The following is a 19260-nucleotide window of genomic DNA, read 5'->3' as shown; positions in this document are numbered from 1 at the left end:
CGATCCCTTGTAGGAGCTGCCGCAGGCTGCGATCTTTTGATCTTGAAAAATCAAAGTCAAAAGATCGCAGCCTGCGGCAGCTCCTACAGGGAACCAGACAAACAAAAGACCGTGACGACATGTCTGAATCAACCTTTCTGAACAACGAAATTCGCGACTGGCTGATGGATTGCGGCCTGTTCAATCAACTGTTGCCGGCGGACTTCGCCGCGGCCTCGGGCTACTTCAGTATCAGCACCATTGCCCAGGGCGAGGTGATCTTCCAGGAGGGCGATGCCGGCAGCTTCATGTGCATCATCCATACCGGTCAGGTGGCGGTGCAGAAAACCACCGCTGACGGGCAACGAGTCACCATTGCCACGTTGCGTAGCGGCCGCTCGTTCGGGGAAATGGCCGTGCTCGACGGCGAACGGCGCTCGGCCAGTTGCGTGGCCGCCAGCAACTGCCAGTTGCTCAACCTGGGCAAGGACTCGCTGGAAAAGATGCTCAACGATGCACCGAAAATCGCCGCCAAGATCATCCGTGCCCTCGCCGTCTCCCTGTCCAAACGCCTGCGCATGGCCGACGGTCAATTGCTGTCGCAGCAGGTCTAGCCACCCGGTGATTTGACTTTCGGCGGGTTCGGTTCGATTCCCGGCACAGGCTGATCCTTGGTTGGCGGGCTGGGCATTTCAATCGGCACCAACGGCGGCCCGCTACTGCCGGGGCCGACTTTCGGCAAGGGCGCCGGGCTGATTTGCGGGTAAGGCGTGGGCGTGGCGGTGCCGGGCGAACCGGGTATCGGCGCGGGGCTGACGGGAATCGTTTGCAACTGTTGGGCCTGCGCTGCAGTTATCGAGAGCGCGGCCAGGGCAATGACCGTTAGAATGGTGCGCTTCATCAATGGCTCCGTTGGCCTTGTCGTCATGAACAGGCTACTCCCAACTGCGTCTGTTTGCCCTCCCGAGTTCTGCCAATTTTCTTCAAGTGAGCCCCATGAAACGTTTCGTTCTGCTGGACACCACCCCCATTCCTGAAAACGGCGGTGCCCTGTGCCTGTTCGAATATGGCGAGGATTTCGTCATCAAGATCCAGGGTGGCGACGGCGGACAATTGATGAACACGCGCATGCACGGCTCCGAAGATGCCCTGGCCGAGATCCCCTGCCGCAAAGTCGCAGGCCGACCGAATTCACGGGTGCTGATCGGCGGCCTGGGCATGGGGTTCACCCTTGCCTCGGCGCTCAAGCACCTGGGCAAGACCGCCGAAGTGGTGGTCGCCGAGCTGGTCCCCGGAGTCGTTGAGTGGAACCGTGGACCGCTGGGCGAAAAGGCCGGCAACCCGCTGCTCGACCCGCGCACGGTGATTCGCATGGAAGACGTGGCCAAGGTCCTGCAAGCCGAACCCCAGGGCTTCGATGCCATCATGCTCGATGTCGACAACGGCCCCGAAGGCCTGACCCAGAAGGCCAACAGCTGGCTGTACTCCGCCGCTGGCCTGAACGCCTGCGCCAGGGCCATGCGCCCCAAAGGCGTGCTGGCGGTCTGGTCGGCCAGCGCTGATCGGCAATTTTCCGACAAACTGAAGAAAGCCGGCTTCAAGGCCGAGGAAGTGCAGGTCTTCGCCCACGGCAACAAGGGCACCCGCCACACCATCTGGATTGCCGAGAAGCTCAAGGGCTAGGCTAAACTTCACCCTATAACCGTCATCAGTCTTTCTACAAAGGTGAACCCATGAGTTCGTCCACCCCGACCAACACTTCGAAGCTGGATCGCATTCTCGCCGACAACCAGCGCGACAAGGAAATGGGCTACCGCGACAAGGCCCTGAAGATGTATCCGCACGTCTGTGGCCGCTGCGCCCGTGAGTTCTCCGGCAAGCGCCTGAGCGAACTGACCGTGCACCACCGCGACCACAACCACGACAACAACCCGCAGGACGGCTCGAACTGGGAGCTGTTGTGCCTGTACTGCCACGATAACGAACACTCGCGCTATACCGACCAGCAGTATTTCGACGAAGGCTCGCTGAGCACGCCGAAAATCGCCAAGGCCACGCATAACCCGTTTGCGGCGCTGGCTGGGTTGATGAAAAAAGAAGATTGAAAATATTCAGTGCCTGAACTGGTCTCTTCGCGGGCAAGCCCGCTCCCACATTGGTTATGTGTACGACGCAGATCAAATGTGGGAGCGGGCTTGCTCGCGAAGGCGGCCTCAGCTACACCGCCAATCTCCGAACTGACCACTGCCGCCCAATCCCCGTATAATCGCGCTTTTTTCCCGAAAGGCACCCCGCTCGTGGCAGACAAACGGTACAGCTGCATTGGTTTGTATAACCCCAAATCACCGGAGAACGTCGGTTCGGTGATGCGCGCCGCTGGCTGTTATGGCGTGGCGTCGGTGTTCTACACCGGCAAGCGCTATGAGCGCGCCGCCGACTTCGTCACCGATACCAAGCGTGTGCACTACGACATCCCGCTGATCGGCATCGATGACCTGAAGAAAATCCTGCCGCTCAACTGTGTGCCCGTCGCCGTGGAACTGGTTGAAGGTGCCCGCCCTCTGCCGGAATACACCCACCCGGATCGCGCGCTCTACATCTTCGGCCCGGAAGACGGCTCGCTGGATAAGGAGATTCGCGACTGGTGCGAAGACGTGGTCTACATTCCGACCACCGGTTGCATGAACCTGGCCGCCACGGTCAACGTCGTGCTCTACGACCGTATGGCCAAGGGGCTCAATACCCGCTCCGGACCAAAATTCCGCTGAATCGCCGCACATCCGATTGAACGAGCTGCCCGCCCTGGCGGTCAGCTGGACTATCGATCACTGAAGCCTGGAGACAGACCATGAGCGAACTCAAACGCGTCGAGCGTATCGAATCCACCCCTTTCCAGAGCCCTTCCGAGCAGAACGTGCAGGGCTGGGAACGCATCGGCTCCCTGGCCGGCGGCGTGGTGATGGTGGGCAAGGGCCTGCGTCGTGGCGGAATCTTCGGCCTGATCCAGGTGGCCATCGGCGGCGTAGCCCTGGCGCGCGGCATTACCGGCCACAGTTCGGCGAAAAGCCTGCTGGAGAAAAGCCGCCAGGACATGGACAACGTGCGGGCGAAAATCCAGCGGGCCGGTGAGGAACTGAGCCAGTTGAAGGCCAATGCCGAGGCGGCGACCAAAACTGCCACCGTGACCGGCAATGATTCGTTGAAGTCGCCGAAAGCCGGGGTTTGATCCAACAGTTTCGGTGAGGCTTCTGGCCTCTTCGCGAGCAAGCCCGCTCCCACAGGGGATTTGTGTACGGCACAAATCCCCTGTGGGAGCGAGCCTGCTCGCGAATGACGGTGTTACTGAATCAACTCGGTACTGAGCACTTTTGAAGACCCACCAATCACGCTCTCGCTGAGCTGAACAAACGCCTGGGTATCGATATCCCCCAGGCGCATCGCCCCGCGCAACACGTCATCCAGCGAACGCTTGTTGTGGGTTTTCAGGCGAATCTCCTGGTCCAGCTCCTGCAGCAACACCACCGCCCTGGCCACCTGCACCGGATTGACCCGATCACTGCGCAGCGTGCTGACCTTCTGGCTGGTCTTGACCAGTTTACCGTGCAGGCTCTTGTAGCGTTCATCGCTCATGCCGCCGGCCCGGCGCACCAGTTCTATGGCGTAATACTCGGCAAAGCCTTCGCCGATCCAGTCACTGCGCTTTGTGCCATTGATCCGTCCGAACACCTGGGCCAACTCGCGGACCAGGGCGCTGGTGCCGCTTTCGCTGACCAATGGCAGGTGACTGTTGAGGTAGATCGACTCGTGCGCCGACCGGCTGCCACGCCACATCGGATCATTGGCCCCGACGATCAGCAGTTTGCCCGGGTGTCGCGGGTACAGCGCCTGCACTTGCGGCCAGACGAAGGTCAGCAGCGTCAGCACATCCATACGCCGCATACCCTGCCCCAGCGGCGAGGCGACAGTGACTTCAGTCTCGCCCAGACCGGTCCGGCGGCTACCAAGCTGGCCAGCGAGCATCCAGCCCGTGGGCCGGTCGAACAGCCTGGAAGGGTTATCGATACGGAACTTGTTCTGGCCGATCCGTGGCCACGCGGTTTCAACGCTTTTCCAGCCACCGGGCAGCTCGAATTGAAGGCGTGAAACCAGCTCGACGCCATCCTGTTGATCGAGCCTGGCAGCCGGCACCAGATCGTCGCCGCGCATCAATGCCCAGTTTGGCGTCATGCGCGTGTCAAAGCTGCCGTTCTTGCGCCCGTGGTTGATATTCACCCGGTAGGTCAGGCTGGCCTTGTCGGCCGCTGGACGCCAGACACCCCGCGTCGCTTTGCCAGGGGTCAGTTGCCATTGGCCGTCGGCCTTGAAATCGCTGTAGTGGCTGCCATCGCCAAGGTCGAAATCCAGGCTGCGTACCGCCGAGCCTTGGGCGAGCGTCAGGCGCACTTCGGCTTGATCGCTCTGCGGCAACAGGCGCACGTGATAATCCAGATCGACCTTGTTCGCTGCCCATACGGGCGCACTCACGGCCAGTAATCCAACGCCCCACGCCTGCCGCCATCCCACAGCCATACACACTCCTTCGTGAAACGTTGAGCCTCGGACAGTCAGCCTGCTCGGAAAATCAGGTGATCTTCCCAGTCGTCTTCCGGCACGCTGCCTTCGGCGAGCATGCGTCCGGACTGGGAAATCCGCTCGTGATGCACGGCATCGCGATCACCGCACACCAGGTGATGCCACAACGGCAGGTCCTTGCCTTCGCTGACCAGGCGATAGCCGCACGTCGGCGGCAGCCATTTGAATTCGTCGGCCTTGCCCGGCGTGAGCTGGATACAGTCCGGCACAGTGGCACGACGGTTAGGATAATCCGTGCACTGGCAGGTTTTCAGGTCCAGCAGTTTGCAGGCGATGCGCGTGTAATAGACGCTGTTGTCGTCTTCGTCTTCAAGCTTTTGCAGACAGCACAATCCACAGCCGTCGCACAGCGACTCCCATTCCTCCTGATCGAGTTGATCGAGGGTCTTGCGTATCCAGAACGGTTCTACTTTGGCGGCCATGGTTCGAGCATCGACATCAGGTGGTGAAAAGGCCGCCAGTCTAGTGCCCGTAGCCCCGTGGGCCAAGCATTGGCGACTGTCGGTAGAACGGGCTTGTCAGTTTCTGCGCTGCCAAGTAGGGTTTTTCGTCGCTCCCACTTTCAAACGTAGCAAGGAATCTCTTGATGAGTGCCAACCCACGCGTTGCCGATTACACCATTGACCGTCAGTTCACCGATCGCTGGTCGCCCCGCGCCTTCACGGGCGAAGCCATTGCCGAGGAAACCCTGCTGAGCTTCTTCGAAGCCGCGCGCTGGGCACCCTCGGCCTACAACTCGCAACCCTGGCGCTTCCTTTACGCACGTCGCGACACGCCGAACTGGGAGCGCTACCTGGGACTGCTGAACGAATTCAACCGCAGCTGGGCGCAACATGCTTCGGCCCTGGTGATCGTGATTTCGAAAACCACCTTCACCGCACCAGGCGCCACCGAAGAAACCCCGGCCCTGTGGCACACCTTCGACACCGGTTCCGCCTGGGGCCACCTGGCCCTGCAAGCGAGCCTGAGCGGCTGGCACACCCACGGCATGGCCGGCTTCGACCAGGAACTGACCCGCAAGGAGCTGAACATTCCTGAAGACTACGCCCTGCATGCCGCCGTCGCGGTGGGCAAGCTGGGGGACAAGGCCAGCCTGGCGGAGTACCTGCAGGCCCGTGAAGTACCAAGCCCGCGCCGTCCGTTGAGCGAGCTGGCGGCTGAAGGCGACTTCACTCTCTAACAGCAAAAAATCGCAGCCTTCGGCAGCTCCTACAGGTGACACCCTGTAGGAGCTGCCGAAGGCTGCGATCTTTTTTCGCCACGCCTCAATACCCGCGATCGAAATCCACTTCCCCGCGCAACGCCTCTCCCGCCTGATACGCCCGCAGGTTTTCGACAAACAGCTTCACCATCATCGACGGCGAAGTCGGTGCCGAGCTGTGGCCGGTGAGCAGCAGTCCCCAGGCTGTCCAGAATGGATGCCGCTGGGGCAATGGCTCCTGACGGCACACGTCGATCACCGCGCCCGCCAGATGCCCTTCCTTCAAGGCTTCCACCAGATCCGCATCGACCACCGCCACACCGCGCCCAGCGTTGATGAACAACCCGGTCGGCTTGAATTGCTTGAACAGCGCCGCGTCGTAGATATCGTGGGTTTGCGGCGTGTTCGGCAGCAGATTGACCACGTAATCGACTTCACCGACCAGCCGCGGCAGATCCGCCAGTGCACCGACTTCGATGAACGGCGCCTGTTCCCGCGCGCTGCTGGCAACGCCATACAGCTCGACCCCGAACGGCACGAGGAACTGCGCGACACTCTGACCGATATCACCGGTGCCGACGATCAACACCTTGCGCCCCGCCAGGCTCTGGCCATGGCGGCTGTCCCATTTGCGCTCGACCTGGCTGACCAGTCGCGCCAGCACTTCACGTTCGTGACCGAGCATATAGGTGAGCACGTACTCGGCCATGACTTGCCCGAAGATACCGACTGCACGGGTCAATCGATAGTGCCGTGGCAAGCCATCGGCCAGCAGCGGCGTAATGCCGGCCCAGGTCGATTGCAGCCATTGCGGTTGATGGCTCTGGCGCAACAGGGTCGCCAGCAGATCAGGCTGGCCGAGCCACACCGGACAATCCGCGGCCTGGCTGGCCAGTTCGGCGGAATCACCGCTGGTCAGCACCTCCAGGTCCGGTGCCGCCTCGCGCAACAGTTGGGCGTACACGGGATGGTCGTGTTCAGCAATCAGGACGCGCATGCTTCAAACCTTTCAAAAACGGTGCAGACGGCAACCGACAGAGCGCTGCTCGGTCGATGCTGCCATCGCTAAAATCAATCAGTGTTTCATAACCACTCTGAACAGAGCCTGTCTGCCATTCACACCGGATCGTTGCGGCGCAACAATTCTTCCGGCAAGTGCTCGATGTACTCGTCTTCAGCAGGCGGCATTTGCAGGTGATAACCCTGTTTTTCGAGGTTATCCAGCACGACGGTGATGTCCTCGCGCGACAGCTTGCGCTCGGGGCTGAGCACCAGGTCGAACGCGTGGATGGCCTTGCCGAAGGCTGCCATCAGGGGTTCCGGCACGCGCTCCAGAGCATCGCTCTTGAGCACATACAGGTACATTTCGTTTTTCTTCGAGCTGCGATAGATGGAGCAAATACGTTTCAAGGCTGTTCTCCGGCGGTGACCAGGCTGTCGAGCAGCGCCTGGCCCATCAATTCGCGGCGCCAGCCACGCAGCGAATCAGGCAATTGGTAGGGACCATTGGGGAAGCCGCTCTTGAGCAGCGCTTCCAGGGTTTTCTTGCGCAGCATCAGTTCCGGCGCAATGTTCAGGCGCTCGGACTCGGCCTGGCCGATGGCTTTGAGCTGCTTGAGCAACACGGCAGCGTCCACCGGCAGCGGCTCCGGCACGGCTGGCGGCCATTGATCTGGCGACACACTGCCAGAGCGCTTGATCAGATCAAGCAGAAACTCACCATCCTGACGCACGGTACGCGGGTGCATGTCTTCGATTTTCGCCAGGGCGCCGAGGTTATCCGGTTGCGTACGCGCCAGCGGCCACAACGAATGCTCGCGGATGATCCGGTTGCGCGGCAGATCGCGGGCACGGGCTTCCTTTTCACGCCAGGCGCAGAGTTCACGCAATACCGCGAGTTGGGCGCGCGACAGCTTCCAGGCCAGCTTGGCATCGCGATAGACCTCGTTCGGATCGATCTCGCGGCGCAGGTTGGCCACCAGTTCGGCACCGTCTTCCAGAACCCAGGCGTATTTCTCGTCAGACAGCTTTGGACGCAGCTTTACGAACACCTCAGCCAGGTGCACGGCATCTTCGGCGGCATAGCTGATCTGGGTGTCGGAGAGCGGACGCTGCAGCCAGTCGGAACGGGTTTCACCCTTGGGCAGGTCGATGCCGAGCACTTCCTGCACCAGGCGCGAATAGCCCATGGAGAAACCGAGGTTCAGGTAAGCGGCTGCCAATTGCGTATCGAACAGTGGCGCCGGCAGGCTACCGGTCAGGCGTAGCAGGACTTCGAGGTCTTCGCTGCACGCGTGGACAACCTTGAGCACGGCCGGGTTTTCCAGCAATGCGGCCAGAGGCTGCCAGTTGTCGATGGTCAGCGGATCAATCAGGTAGGCACGTTTGCCATCGCCGACCTGCAGCAGGCCTGCGATCGGGTAGAAGGTGTCGACCCGCATGAATTCGGTATCGAGGGCAACGAATGGCAGTTGCTGCCACTCGGCACAAAACCGACCGAGGCTATCGTTGTCGCGAATCCAGTGAATATCGATGGCCACACGGCTCTCCCTTGAAGAATGGCGCGCAGTATATATCGCCCCCGGCGATTTCCGCGCATCCACTGAAGAGCGTTAGCGAAAATGACTGCGTGACATGAAGAATAGTCCGACAAGGTCGGCCTAGCTGGTCTTACCCAGCACGTAGACCCGCATCTGTGCACAACCGGGAAAAAAATCCTGATGGCTGAGCAAACGGAATCCCGCCTGCCTGAACTCGCTTTCGACCCCCGCCTTGCTCGGCAATGGCCCCTCCACGCTTGAATGCGCGCCCTTGAACAGACCATCGAGGCGCACCGCGACGATCACCGTATCGCGACTGACCCGGTAAAACTCGCCCAGCATCGCCAGACGATGTTCCGGACTGTAAAGGTGCGGAAACAGTTGCATGCAAAAAATGCAGTCCACCGCGTTTTCCGACAAACCAATCGAAAAGGCGGAGCTTTGAAAGGTCTTGATCCGCTTCAGCAGGCTTTGCGGGTGATGTGTGCGGGCATGATCGAGGATGTCCTGGGACGGGTCCGTCGCGAGGATCACCCGATTGGCATGTTCGGCCAGCACCGACCAGAAACGCCCAACCCCACAGGCCACGTCGAGGATCAGCCCCGGTTCACCAGCGACCTTGAGTGCATTGCGCACCAGACGCGCCTCGCGCCAGTGCGTCAGCCGCCCGGCCAGGCCCGGCGCTTGCGGCTGAAGGCAGACGCGCGCGTGTTCCTGATCGTAGCGCCGGGCAATTTCAAGCTCGATGGCGGATGGGGGTTGAGCGGACATGTGCAATGGCTCTTGTTAAACGTTCAACAGGCCGCAGGTCGGCAGCCACCGAGTGAAACAAAATCGGAGCATTCAATCCTTGGCCAGCACGCCGTCAGTCACCGGGCCACGACATCCGGCAAACATGTCCAGGTCCTGGTTGTAGACCTTGCTGTTGACCTCCAGCAGTCCGAGCATCGAATGGAACAGGTTGTCCTGGCTCAGGGGCTTTTCACGACTCTGTTGCAGGCAGCGGGTATCTACCGCAAACGACTGTTTATAGCTGTCGGAGAACCAGGCAAACATGGCCACATGTTTTTGCTGCTCCGGTGCCAGCATGTAAGGCGTGCCGTGAAGGAACAAGTTGTACTCACCCAGGGATTCACCGTGGTCCGACAGGTACAGCATTGCGGTATCCACTTTGGACTGGTTACTGCGCAGCAGATCGATCAGGGTCGACAGCACATGGTCGGTATAGACCAAGGTGTTGTCGTAACCATTGACGATACTTTCGCGACTGCAATTGTTCAGGGCATTACTCTCGCAAACCGGGGTGAAGCGCTCGAACTCTTTCGGATAACGCTTGAAGTACTCCGGACCGTGACTACCCATCTGGTGCAATACCAGCACGGTGTCCTTGTCCAGGGTATCGATGAAATGTTGCAGCCCCTGCAGCAGGATTTCGTCGCGGCATTCACTGTTGGCGCACAATGCCGGGTCTTTCAGATTGCTGACGTCCTGAAGGGTGACGCGATCGCACGTACCCTTGCAGCCCGACTGGTTGTCACGCCAGATCACGTCGATACCCGCATGCTTGAGCACATCCAGCAGGCCTTCTTCGTTCTTGGCCTTGCTGGCGTTGTAATCCTTGCGCCCCATGTTGGAGAACATGCAAGGCACCGAAACGGCGGTTTCAGTTCCGCAGGAATGCACATCGGTGAAGGCGATCAGGCCATCTTCCTTACTCAGTTTTGGCGTGGTGTCGCGGTTATAGCCAAAGATGCCGAAGTTCTCCGCCCGGGCACTTTCCCCGACGACAAGCACCGTCAGGGATTTGCGCCCGTGAGTTTGCCAGACCGTATTGCGTTGGGCATCTTCACCGATCTTCACAAAGGGTTGCCGCGCAGTCGCTACTTTCTCGCGCAATAAACCAGCCGAGGCTCCAATGTAGTTGCTTGGCACCACCATCAGGCGCAACTCGTGGTGATTGCGAAACAGCGAAGACAGGCCTTGATAGTTAACCAGTGCAACACCACCAATGACGGCCGCCGAAGCAAACGTCACCAGGACTTTACTGAGCAGTTCACGGTGCCAGCGACGATAAATAATCGGTGCTTTCCACAATAACCATGACGGCAATACACCGAGCAGCACAATATAAACAAACAACTTGAGCGACAGTAAGTCGCGCACTTCCGTAGCATTGGTTTCAGCGAAGTTACGCAACATGCCGGTGTCGATCAGGACACCATACTGGCTCATGAAATACGCCACGCCCGCGCTGACCATGAACAGCAGGGTCAGGAGCGGCTTGAGCACCGGGCGGAAGGCCAGCAGGGTCAGCACGATGTTGAAGGCCGCGAATATCATCACCCCGAAGGCCACGCGCATGACGATGCCTTTGCCATCGGACGTGGTGATTTCGAACAGGTGTTGCCAGAGTACAAAGTTGAAGCCAACCAACAAAAATGCACTGGCAATCAGTGTCACCCATTCGGGGCGCACGGCTTTAATCTTAAACATGAGGTTCGGCGAGTCCTGAAAAGAAGTGCCTTCGGTAAATGTGAAAATTTCATTGACCGAGACAGTTCTAATTTTAGGTAGCCAACCATCAATTTTTTGTGAAAAAGAAGCCAACAATTAGTTGGCTTATAACACCTGCCAGAAACTTCAGACTATTTGAGAATAGTTCAGCTTTGGTTGGATTTCGGCTCAAGCCTGATGCAGGTACCAGCGCCAGTCCTGCTCACCGACCTCCCCCATGAATTGGCGATACTCGGCGCGTTTCACCGCCAGGTAGACACCGAGGAACTCGCCGCCGAAGGCTTCCCTGGCCCAACTGGAACCTTCCAGCGAACGCAATGTGGTCAGCCAGTCCGTCGGCAACAGTTTCGCGGCCTGGGCGTAGCCATTGCCCTCCACCGGCGCACCCGGGTCGAGTTGTTCGCGGATACCACGATGAATACCGGCCAGAATCGCTGCAGCCGCCAGATAGGGGTTGGCATCCGCGCCACAAATTCGATGCTCGATGTGCCGGGAATACGCCGGCCCGCCAGGCACGCGCAAACTCACGGTGCGATTGTCCACCCCCCAGGTGGCTGCCAGCGGCGCATAGCTGTTGGCCTGGAATCGACGGTAGGAATTGGCGTTGGGGCAGAACAGCAACAGCGAGTCGAGCAAGGTACTGAGCATGCCGGCGACAGCCTGCTTGAGCAGAGGCGTTCCATCCGGGGCTTCGCTGGCAAAGAGGTTGTTGCCGTCCTTGTCCGCCAGACTCACGTGCATATGCATCCCGGTGCCGGCCAGGTCATCGAATGGCTTGGCCATGAAGCACGCCGTCATGCCGTGCTTGTGTGCCACCCCTTTGACCAGGCGCTTGTAGCGCACCGCTTCGTCCATTGCCTGCAACGCGTCGGTGCGGTGTTCGAGGGTGATCTCCACTTGCCCCGGCGCGTATTCGGAAATGGCCGTGCGTGCCGGAATCCCCTGGAGCTTGCAGGCGCTGTAGAGATCGGCAAGAAAGGGTTCGATTTGCTCAAGCTCGCGCAATCCATAGACCTGGGTGCCGCGCGGACGCCCGCCATCGACATCCCGTGCCGGTTGCGGCCGGCCATCGCTGTCGCGTTGCTGATCCAGCAGATAGAACTCCAGTTCCGCCGCCATGACCGGGTAATAGCCGTCAGCCTGCAAACCTTCGATGACTTTCGCCAGTAAGTGACGGGGATCGGCAATGGTCGCGGGCATCCCCTCAGTCGGGTGCATGCTGACCTGCACGGCCGCGGTCGGTATCAGACGCCAGGGCATACGCGTGAGGCTGCCGCTGATCGGGTAGGCCCGGCAGTCGATATCGCCGACATCCCAGACCAGCCCGGAGTTTTCCACGTCATCGCCGTTGATGGTCAGACCGAGGATGGTACTCGGTAATGGCCGCCCGCTTTCATACACCGCCAGCAACTCGTCACGGTGCAGCAGCTTGCCCCGCGGCACACCGTTATTGTCGAGGATGAACAGCTCGAACATTTCAATATCCGGGTTCTGTTCCAGAAAGGTCAGGGCTTCAAGCCGGGTGGCGAACGAGGTCGTGGCACAACTCATGGGAATTCTCTTTTTCCGTGTTTGACGGGTGCACAAAGGCACACGCACTTTAATTCCGGTACCTACCGGAATATGTAGGAACGATCAGCGGAAAAAGCAGGAATCCGGCGGGCGCGCATGTCGGCAATGCCACAGCGCCCAGAAGGCCAGTTCAGAAGGAAGTGCAGAGAGGCTTGGCGCGGTGGCGGGCGTGAATCGACGACCAAGGCTCGCCGCACGAGCGCCGATGGTTGCCTTGAAGTGGATTGCGACTGGCCAACCGTCCATAGAGAGAACCGCAGAAAACAGATGACCCGCAGCGTCACACGATGGGTTCCGTCGTTAAATCAGGATTTGAAGAACTTTGGATGTCGAATGGCTAAACATTCAACGGCCTCCGTATGACCGCACTCTTATTTAATTTTCAAATACATCACCAGACTTTCTGATTTGCGGCCTTGCCGGCTCGCGCGCCTAATCGCACCTCTACCGTTCAAGGTCCGATCATGGAAAACACCCGCGCGACTACCCGCCCTGCCCTCTGCTTGATGTTAAGCATTGCGCTCGTCGCCCTGAACCTGCGTCCCTCCATGGCCTCCGTCGGGCCTTTGCTCTCGGCGATTCGCGAGGACATCCCGCTGAGTTTCAGTCTGGCTTCACTGCTGACCCTGTTGCCGGTCATGGCCATGGGACTGGCGATGTTTTTCGGACTGCATGTCAGCCAGCGTCTCGGTGAACAGCGTACTGTCGTACTTTCGTTGCTGATCATAGGCGTGGCCACGGTGTCGCGCCTGTTTGTCGATTCGGTAGCCGAATTGATCCTCAGCGCCGTACTGGCAGGTATCGGCATCGCCCTGATCCAGGCCCTGATGCCTGTGCTGATCAAATCCCGCTTCAGCGACCACGTTGCCCTGTGCATGGGACTTTACGTCACATCGATCATGGGCGGTGCCGCCATGGGTGCGTCCTTTGCGCCACTGGTGATGGCGTCTACCGGCAGCTGGCGTATGGGCCTGGCGATCTGGGCCGTTCTCGCCGTGCTGGCATTGCTCTTCTGGCGCAGCCAAAGCACAAGGATACCAACAATGGATTCGAGGGCATCCCGCAAAGGATCATTCTTCGCCAATTCCCGCGCGTGGTTACTCGCGATCTTCTTTGGCCTGGGCACTGCGTCCTACACCTGCGTCCTGGCCTGGTTGGCGCCGTACTACGTGGAAAAGGGCTGGAGCGAGCAACACGCCGGGTTGCTGCTCGGGTTTCTGACCGCAATGGAAGTGCTGTCGGGCCTGCTGACGCCCTTCATCGCCAATCGCTGCCGCGACCGCAGAGTCGTGCTGATGGTCTTGCTGGCACTGATCATCGCCGGTTTCTGCGGACTGATTCTGAGCCCGCAGCACTTGAGCCTGATGTGGCCATGCCTGCTGGGGCTGGGCATCGGCGGGTTGTTCCCGATGAGCCTGATCGTATCGCTGGATCACCTGGACAATCCATTGCGCGCTGGTGGCCTGACCGCATTCGTGCAAGGCATCGGCTACCTGATCGCCAGCCTGTCGCCGCTGCTGGCGGGGATCATCCGCGACCGGCTCGGCAGCTTTGAATGGGCCTGGTGGACGCTGACGGCGGTGATGGCGCTGATGATGTTGATGGTTTTGCGCTTCAACCCAAGACACTACAGCCGCCACATCCACTGACCCGGAGCCTGCCATGAAAACCACCGGTTTCACCGCCGCTCACGCCAGCATGCTGCTTTGGGCCTTGTTGATCGCCGCCTCGTTTTCCGCGGCGGCGCAAGTCAGCCAGGCTATCGACCCGATCCTGCTGACCGGCTTGCGCCTGTTGTTCTGCGCCTTGGTGTTTCTGCCGCTGTTGTTGCGTGAAGGCAATGCCGTCATGACCGCCCGCGGGCTGCTCGGTCATGGGGTGCTCGGCCTGCTGTTGGCGTTGTACTTCGGATCGCTGTTCGAAACATTGCGCTACACCTCCGCCGTCAATACCGGAACGATGTTTACACTGGTACCGCTGATGACCCTGGCTTTCGAAGCCGTGCTCATACCTGACAGCCGCCTGAAACAACGGATTGTACCGATGCTGCTCGCCGCTGCCGGGGCGGTGTTACTGATCATGAAAGACACCGGCCCCGGCGAGTTGCCATCGCCGTATGCACTGACTGTGTACGGCATCGGTTGCCTGGCGATGGCACTCTACGCCCCGCTCAGCCAACGCCTGAAAGCCAATAGCCTCAAGGGACGCGGGCCGGTGCCCATGACGTTCTGGAACATGCTGTTCGGCGCACTGTTTCTGCTGGTGTTCTGTGGATTCAGTGGCGGTTGGCGCTCGGCATCATCACTGACGCTCCAGGATTTCTATTGGTTGATGTACCTGGCGGTGTTCGCCACCCTGGCGACGTTCTGGCTGCTGCATCGGGCCATCGGCGTGATCGCGCCATCCTCGGTGATTTCCTACATCTACCTGAGCACGCTGTTCATCACCTTGTTTCACTGGCTTTGGGGCCGCCAGATGCCGCTGCCGCTGGAGCTGGCCGGCGCGCTGCTGGTGGGCATCGGCATGTTCGCGCTGTTGATCTCCAGCCGCCGCGCCGTGTCGGCGATGGTCCAGAGTTGAAAGGCTCCAGGGCGAAACTTCCTGCAAGGCATTTTCCCTGTTCGCTCATTCCATTAGGATAATTCACCCACCCTTGCACATGGTAAGCGCAAGGGGCGCAGCGAGATGCAATGGATGCTGAACAGTAATTCGCTTAGAAAACTCGACATGCAGGACCTCATGGTGTTCGTCGCCGTGTACGAGCAGAACAGCGTCACCGGCGTGTCCGAGACGCTTAGCGTCAGCCAGTCCACAGTGAGTTACTGCCTGAAAAAACTGCGCAACAGCTTCGAGGACGAACTGTTCATCAATACCCGTACCGGCGGCATGCAGCCCACCGGCAAGGCCAGCGCGATGTACCCTCACGCGCTGAAAATCCTGGAAAGCATCAATTTGTGTCACGCCGGCTCACCCGCGTTCGACCCTGGCCTGCAAGCCGTGACGTTCAACCTCTGCGCACCGGAGTATTTCGAGCAGTTGATCCTGCCGCGCCTGTTGAAAACCTTCGCCCTTGCCGATCTTCCGGTGACGGTCAATGTGTTCAAACTCGAAGCCGACATCCCTGCCGAAGCGTTGCGCGAAGGCAGTCTCGACCTGGTGATGTGTTTCGGCCCGAACTTTCATCGCAGCCACGTCGATTTCAAATCCAGGACGCTGCTCGAAGATGATCTTGTCTGTGTGTTCGACAAACGCGCCACCCCGGCGGAACCGCGTTTGAGCCTGCAAACCTATGTCGAACGTCGACACGTGTTCCCGACACCCTGGACATCCGCCACCAACATGGTCGACGGCTGGCTCGCGCAGCAGGCCAAACAGCGCCAGATCGTCGCGCGCGCCAACAGTTACAGTGCAGCGCTGAAGTTGATTACCGGCACCGACTATGCCCTGACCCTGCCCCGGCGCATCCAGCGGCTGCTGGCCAGTACCGACACCTTCAATCACTGTGAAGCGCCCGAAGGTCTGCCGGGTTTCACCCTCGACATGCAGTGGAGCCAGCGTGTCGATCAGGACAGCGCCAACACCTGGCTGCGAGCGCAAGTGATCCAGGCCTGCGCCGTGCAGGAAACGGCCTGATACTTAGTGGCTGATGGCGGTCTTGCTGTAGGAATCGCGATCGATGTCGAGAATCTCCACGCACAACTGGACTTCAACGCCGCTCGGCCACTCACACAGGTCCTGAACCACCGCCAGCAGGCTTTCGGAGAGTTGTTTCTTGATCTGTGCGGAACGCCCACTCAACAGTGCCAGTTTCACATGCACGAATGCCCGTTCAGCCAGAGCAGTACCGACCTTGAACGTCTCGACCCTGACCGCGCGGCTTTTGATGTCGAATTCGGCAGCAAACTGACCGGAACCCACCAGCGTATTGTTCAACCGCATCAACGCCACATCGGCATTCAGGTCAGTCAGGTTGGCGGTGTATTCCATGTGCAGGTGAGGCATGAGTTGGCTCCTGGAAGGGGATGGAAAGTTCGTACGTATAACACGCCCTGTTCATTCGGGCAGCGGCAAAACGGCACGCTCACTCATGAACGCCTCCAGGCGCGAACGTAACCAGCGCTCGGCAGGGTCGGTATCGACATGACTGAGCCAGACCATGGACAAATCCAGGGTCGGTGTCTTGAACGGAAAGGGCTCCTTGAACAGCATGCCCGAAGCAGCCATCGCCTCGGCGGTGTAGTCCGGCAGGCTGGCGATCAGGTCCGTCCCGGCGAGCAGTGCGGGCAACGAACTGTATTGCGGTACCGAGAGCACCACCTGGCGCGTGCGGCCGATTTCCGCCAGCCACTCGTCGGCGTAGCCACTGACGTTGGCGGTATGGGACACCAGCACGTGCGGTCGCGCGCAATATTCGTCTAGCGTCAGCGAAGTGTCGGAAGCATCGGCGCGCAAAATGCTGGGCTGGATGTGTCGCAGCAACTTGCGCTTGGCATTGGCCGGCAAGCCGCGGGTCTGACTGATACCCACCGTGATATCGCCGGACGCCAGCAAGTCGGGAATCCGCCAGTAATCGACATGCTGCACCACAAACACCACCTTTGGCGCTTCCTGGCGCAGGGTTCGCAGCAACGGCGGCAACAGACCGAACTCGACGTCGTCGGACAACCCGATGCGGAACGTCATCGTGCTGCTGGCCGGGTCAAAATCATGGGTCAGGCTCAAGGCCACGGACAAGGAATCCAGCGCCGGTGACAGGTGCCTGATGATCTCCTCTGCCCGTGCCGTCGGCTCCATGCGATGGCCAACACGGATGAACAGCGGATCATTGAACATCGCACGCAAGCGGTTGAGCGCCGAACTGATGGTCGGCTGACCGAGAAACAGCTTCTCCGCCACCCGAGTGACATTGCGCTCCAGCATCAGCGTTTCGAATACCACCATCAGGTTGATATCCGCCTTGCGAAGTTCGTTGCGATTCATCCAGTGTCCCCGATCCCCAAATCTGCTGACAGTTTAGGTAGCCGGGGCAACTGCCGTCTATCCAACTCAAGTTCAACAGCCTGATGAGGTTCACGCTTAATGGATTGAGCAGGAATGCAGACCGTTTCCAGCTCGAAAGAAAGCGGCCTCGAACGGGCAGCTTCACCGCTGCAAACCAGATTTCCTTGATCGGGGCCTGATCGTCGGGGCTGAATCAGCTACCCCGCCGTCATATGCACTCACATTGTAGGGTTCGCGCCCCCCAAGCCCGCCCATTAGTCTTTGCTGCTCACTTTTCAAAACCCGAGCCGAAAAACATGAACGTCTTTACCCTTCGCGCGTTAAGCCTGATGTTGATCAGCATGCCCTTCATTGCGCACGCCCATGAACCAGAGACACTCACCCTGATCACCTATGCCGACGGCACCCGCGGCATCAAGACCCCGATTGACATTGGTCCGCCCGGCCCATCGCAAGGTGACTTGTTTGTGTTCGACCAGCCGCTGATGAACGAGCAACGACAAGATATCGGCAGCAATAGCGGTTACTGCGTCAATACCTTCCCCGAAAAACACAGCCAGTGCCAATGGACCCTGTTATTCAGCGACGCAACTGGCAAAACCGCCGACAGTATCGTCGTGGCCGGACAGGAGCATGAATCAGGCCAGTCGATTGTCGCGGTGATTGGCACCACAGGGAAATACGCCGGGTTCAGTGGTGAAATGAGTACGGAGCCCAATGCCGATGGCACCTTCACCCAAATCCTGCAACTCTCGCGCAGCGCCAGATAAGTGGCTGTGCGCGCCTCCAGATCGCTGAGCAACCAAACCAGGTTTTTGCGCTCCGGCGACTTTACATGGCCAGGTTTGACGCCCTGACCGACATGCCGGAAACGAAAAAGCCCCTGTAATCAACGATTACAGGGGCTTAGTCTTATTCAATAATGGCGGAGAGATAGGGATTCGAACCCTAGGTACCGGTGAAGGTACAACGGATTTCGAATCCGTCCCATTCGGCCACTCTGGCATCTCTCCAACGGCGCGCATCATAACAACACTTTCGCCGGAAGCGAACCCCCTAAGCGAAATATTTCTGTGCTTTCAGATGCTTGCGTCGGTTAAAGCGGTACGCCCAGGCGATTGGCGACTTCTTCGTAGGCTTCGATGACGTCACCGAGGCCCTGACGGAAGCGGTCCTTGTCCATTTTCTTGCCGGTAGCCTTGTCCCACAGACGGCAGCCGTCCGGGCTGAACTCGTCGCCCAGCACGATGGAACCATCGTGGAACACGCCGAATTCCAGCTTGAAGTCGACCAGCAGCAGACCGGCGTCGTCGAACAGCTTGCTCAGGACTTCGTTGACCTTGAGCGACAGTTCTTTCATGCGAACCAGTTGCTCGGCGGTGCCCCAACCGAAAGCCACGACGTGGGATTCGTTGATGAACGGGTCGCCCTTGGCGTCGTCCTTCAGGAACAGTTCGAAGGTGTAAGGATTGAGCTTCATGCCCTCTTCGACACCCAGGCGCTTGACCAGGCTGCCAGCGGCGTAGTTACGCACGACGCACTCGACCGGGATCATGTCCAGCTTCTTCACCAGGCATTCGTTGTCGCCCAGCAGTTTGTCGAACTGGGTCGGCACGCCGGCCGCTTCGAGCTTCTGCATGATGAAGGCGTTGAACTTGTTGTTCACCATGCCCTTGCGGTCGAGCTGTTCGATACGCTTGCCGTCGAACGCCGAAGTGTCGTTGCGAAACAGCAGGATCAAACGGTTAGCGTCGTCGGTCTTGTAAACCGACTTGGCTTTGCCGCGGTAGAGTTCTTCACGTTTTTCCATGATGGGCTCCG

Annotated in this window: 22 protein-coding genes and 1 tRNA gene; 10 read left to right on the top strand and 13 right to left on the bottom strand. The window is 59.5% G+C overall.

Annotated features, from left to right (window positions below; genetic code table 11):
* Positions 1–119: 119 nt before the first annotated feature.
* Positions 120–593 carry a cyclic nucleotide-binding domain-containing protein gene (locus KW846_RS23795; protein ID WP_116580265.1) on the top strand — a complete coding sequence of 158 codons (474 nt, stop codon included), beginning with the start codon at positions 120–122 and terminating at the stop codon, positions 591–593.
* Here KW846_RS23795 and KW846_RS23790 read toward each other — a convergent pair.
* Positions 590–880 carry a hypothetical protein gene (locus KW846_RS23790; RefSeq protein ID WP_104450506.1) on the bottom strand — a complete coding sequence of 97 codons (291 nt, stop codon included), beginning with the start codon at positions 878–880 and terminating at the stop codon, positions 590–592. The two genes, KW846_RS23795 and KW846_RS23790, sit on opposite strands and share 4 nt — an antisense overlap.
* A gap of 95 nt (positions 881–975) precedes the next feature.
* On the opposite strand from KW846_RS23790, the gene KW846_RS23785 reads away from it, so the two are divergent.
* The 4 genes from KW846_RS23785 to KW846_RS23770 all read left to right on the top strand — a co-directional run bounded on the left by KW846_RS23785 (position 976) and on the right by KW846_RS23770 (position 3205).
* Positions 976–1662, top strand: coding sequence for a spermidine synthase (locus tag KW846_RS23785; RefSeq protein WP_007972413.1), 687 nt, complete (start codon positions 976–978; stop codon positions 1660–1662).
* Between the two features lie 50 nt (positions 1663–1712).
* Complete coding sequence (locus KW846_RS23780) at positions 1713–2084, top strand: YajD family HNH nuclease (protein ID WP_007898702.1); 372 nt, start codon at positions 1713–1715, stop codon at positions 2082–2084.
* Positions 2085–2276: 192 nt separating this feature from the next.
* Positions 2277–2747, top strand: coding sequence for an RNA methyltransferase (locus tag KW846_RS23775; RefSeq protein ID WP_007911337.1), 471 nt, complete (start codon positions 2277–2279; stop codon positions 2745–2747).
* Between the two features lie 80 nt (positions 2748–2827).
* Positions 2828–3205, top strand: a complete 378-nt coding sequence (locus tag KW846_RS23770; protein WP_007972408.1) for a DUF2892 domain-containing protein — start codon at positions 2828–2830, stop codon at positions 3203–3205.
* 113 nt (positions 3206–3318) lie between these two features.
* Here KW846_RS23770 and KW846_RS23765 read toward each other — a convergent pair whose 3' ends face one another.
* Both KW846_RS23765 and KW846_RS23760 read right to left on the bottom strand, forming a co-directional pair.
* Positions 3319–4548: a hypothetical protein gene (locus KW846_RS23765; protein ID WP_218485737.1), complete on the bottom strand. Its 1230-nt coding sequence runs from the start codon at positions 4546–4548 to the stop codon at positions 3319–3321.
* Positions 4549–4583: 35 nt separating this feature from the next.
* Positions 4584–5033, bottom strand: coding sequence for a YcgN family cysteine cluster protein (locus KW846_RS23760; protein ID WP_007972404.1), 450 nt, complete (start codon positions 5031–5033; stop codon positions 4584–4586).
* Positions 5034–5197: 164 nt separating this feature from the next.
* On the opposite strand from KW846_RS23760, the gene KW846_RS23755 reads away from it, so the two are divergent.
* A complete protein-coding gene (locus KW846_RS23755) occupies positions 5198–5791 on the top strand; it encodes a nitroreductase family protein (protein ID WP_218485736.1) in 594 nt (197 codons plus the stop codon).
* A gap of 85 nt (positions 5792–5876) precedes the next feature.
* On the opposite strand, the gene KW846_RS23750 is transcribed toward KW846_RS23755, so the two are convergent.
* The 6 genes from KW846_RS23750 to KW846_RS23725 all read right to left on the bottom strand — a co-directional run bounded on the left by KW846_RS23750 (position 5877) and on the right by KW846_RS23725 (position 12417).
* Positions 5877–6809, bottom strand: coding sequence for a D-2-hydroxyacid dehydrogenase (locus KW846_RS23750; protein ID WP_218485735.1), 933 nt, complete (start codon positions 6807–6809; stop codon positions 5877–5879).
* 119 nt (positions 6810–6928) lie between these two features.
* A complete protein-coding gene (locus KW846_RS23745) occupies positions 6929–7222 on the bottom strand; it encodes a YcgL domain-containing protein (RefSeq protein WP_218485734.1) in 294 nt (97 codons plus the stop codon).
* On the bottom strand, positions 7219–8352 hold the full coding sequence (gene rnd / locus KW846_RS23740; RefSeq protein WP_218485733.1) for a ribonuclease D: 1134 nt from the start codon (positions 8350–8352) through the stop codon (positions 7219–7221). The genes KW846_RS23745 and rnd overlap by 4 nt, the downstream gene beginning before the upstream one ends.
* Positions 8353–8472: 120 nt before the next feature.
* Entirely contained in the window at positions 8473–9123 is a 651-nt protein-coding gene (locus KW846_RS23735) for a class I SAM-dependent methyltransferase (RefSeq protein ID WP_218485732.1), read from the bottom strand.
* Positions 9124–9195: 72 nt separating this feature from the next.
* Positions 9196–10845, bottom strand: coding sequence for a phosphoethanolamine transferase (locus KW846_RS23730; protein ID WP_218485731.1), 1650 nt, complete (start codon positions 10843–10845; stop codon positions 9196–9198).
* Positions 10846–11034: 189 nt separating this feature from the next.
* Positions 11035–12417, bottom strand: a complete 1383-nt coding sequence (locus KW846_RS23725; protein ID WP_218485730.1) for a glutamine synthetase family protein — start codon at positions 12415–12417, stop codon at positions 11035–11037.
* Between the two features lie 485 nt (positions 12418–12902).
* Here KW846_RS23725 and KW846_RS23720 point away from each other — a divergent pair, with 485 nt between their 5' ends.
* From KW846_RS23720 to KW846_RS23710, 3 genes are all read left to right on the top strand, one after another.
* The gene (locus KW846_RS23720) at positions 12903–14087 is read left to right on the top strand and encodes a cyanate transporter (protein ID WP_218485729.1); all 1185 of its coding nucleotides are present in this window, start codon (positions 12903–12905) and stop codon (positions 14085–14087) included.
* Between the two features lie 13 nt (positions 14088–14100).
* Positions 14101–15018, top strand: coding sequence for a DMT family transporter (locus tag KW846_RS23715; RefSeq protein WP_218485728.1), 918 nt, complete (start codon positions 14101–14103; stop codon positions 15016–15018).
* A 114-nt stretch (positions 15019–15132) separates the two neighbouring features.
* Positions 15133–16071, top strand: coding sequence for a LysR family transcriptional regulator (locus tag KW846_RS23710; RefSeq protein ID WP_218485726.1), 939 nt, complete (start codon positions 15133–15135; stop codon positions 16069–16071).
* A 3-nt stretch (positions 16072–16074) separates the two neighbouring features.
* Here the strand turns inward: KW846_RS23710 and KW846_RS23705 are convergent, their stop codons facing one another.
* Both KW846_RS23705 and KW846_RS23700 read right to left on the bottom strand, forming a co-directional pair.
* Positions 16075–16440 (bottom strand): 5-carboxymethyl-2-hydroxymuconate Delta-isomerase, encoded by a 366-nt coding sequence (locus tag KW846_RS23705; protein WP_007979758.1) that lies wholly within the window; start codon positions 16438–16440, stop codon positions 16075–16077.
* Positions 16441–16491: 51 nt separating this feature from the next.
* Positions 16492–17418 (bottom strand): LysR substrate-binding domain-containing protein, encoded by a 927-nt coding sequence (locus tag KW846_RS23700; protein WP_218485724.1) that lies wholly within the window; start codon positions 17416–17418, stop codon positions 16492–16494.
* A gap of 317 nt (positions 17419–17735) precedes the next feature.
* Here KW846_RS23700 and KW846_RS23695 point away from each other — a divergent pair, with 317 nt between their 5' ends.
* Positions 17736–18209, top strand: coding sequence for a hypothetical protein (locus KW846_RS23695; protein ID WP_218485722.1), 474 nt, complete (start codon positions 17736–17738; stop codon positions 18207–18209).
* Positions 18210–18362: 153 nt separating this feature from the next.
* On the opposite strand, the gene KW846_RS23690 is transcribed toward KW846_RS23695, so the two are convergent.
* Positions 18363–18452, bottom strand: a tRNA-Ser gene (locus KW846_RS23690).
* Positions 18453–18535: 83 nt separating this feature from the next.
* Positions 18536–19249 carry a phosphoribosylaminoimidazolesuccinocarboxamide synthase gene (gene purC / locus KW846_RS23685; RefSeq protein ID WP_007944067.1) on the bottom strand — a complete coding sequence of 238 codons (714 nt, stop codon included), beginning with the start codon at positions 19247–19249 and terminating at the stop codon, positions 18536–18538.
* Between the last annotated feature and the right edge of the window lie 11 nt (positions 19250–19260).

Source organism: Pseudomonas sp. PDM32 (assembly GCF_019219225.1).
GTDB classification, from domain to species: domain Bacteria; phylum Pseudomonadota; class Gammaproteobacteria; order Pseudomonadales; family Pseudomonadaceae; genus Aquipseudomonas; species Aquipseudomonas laurylsulfatiphila.
The sequence above is the reverse complement of the archived record's forward strand: the minus strand, read 5'-3'. Positions and strand labels throughout refer to the sequence as shown.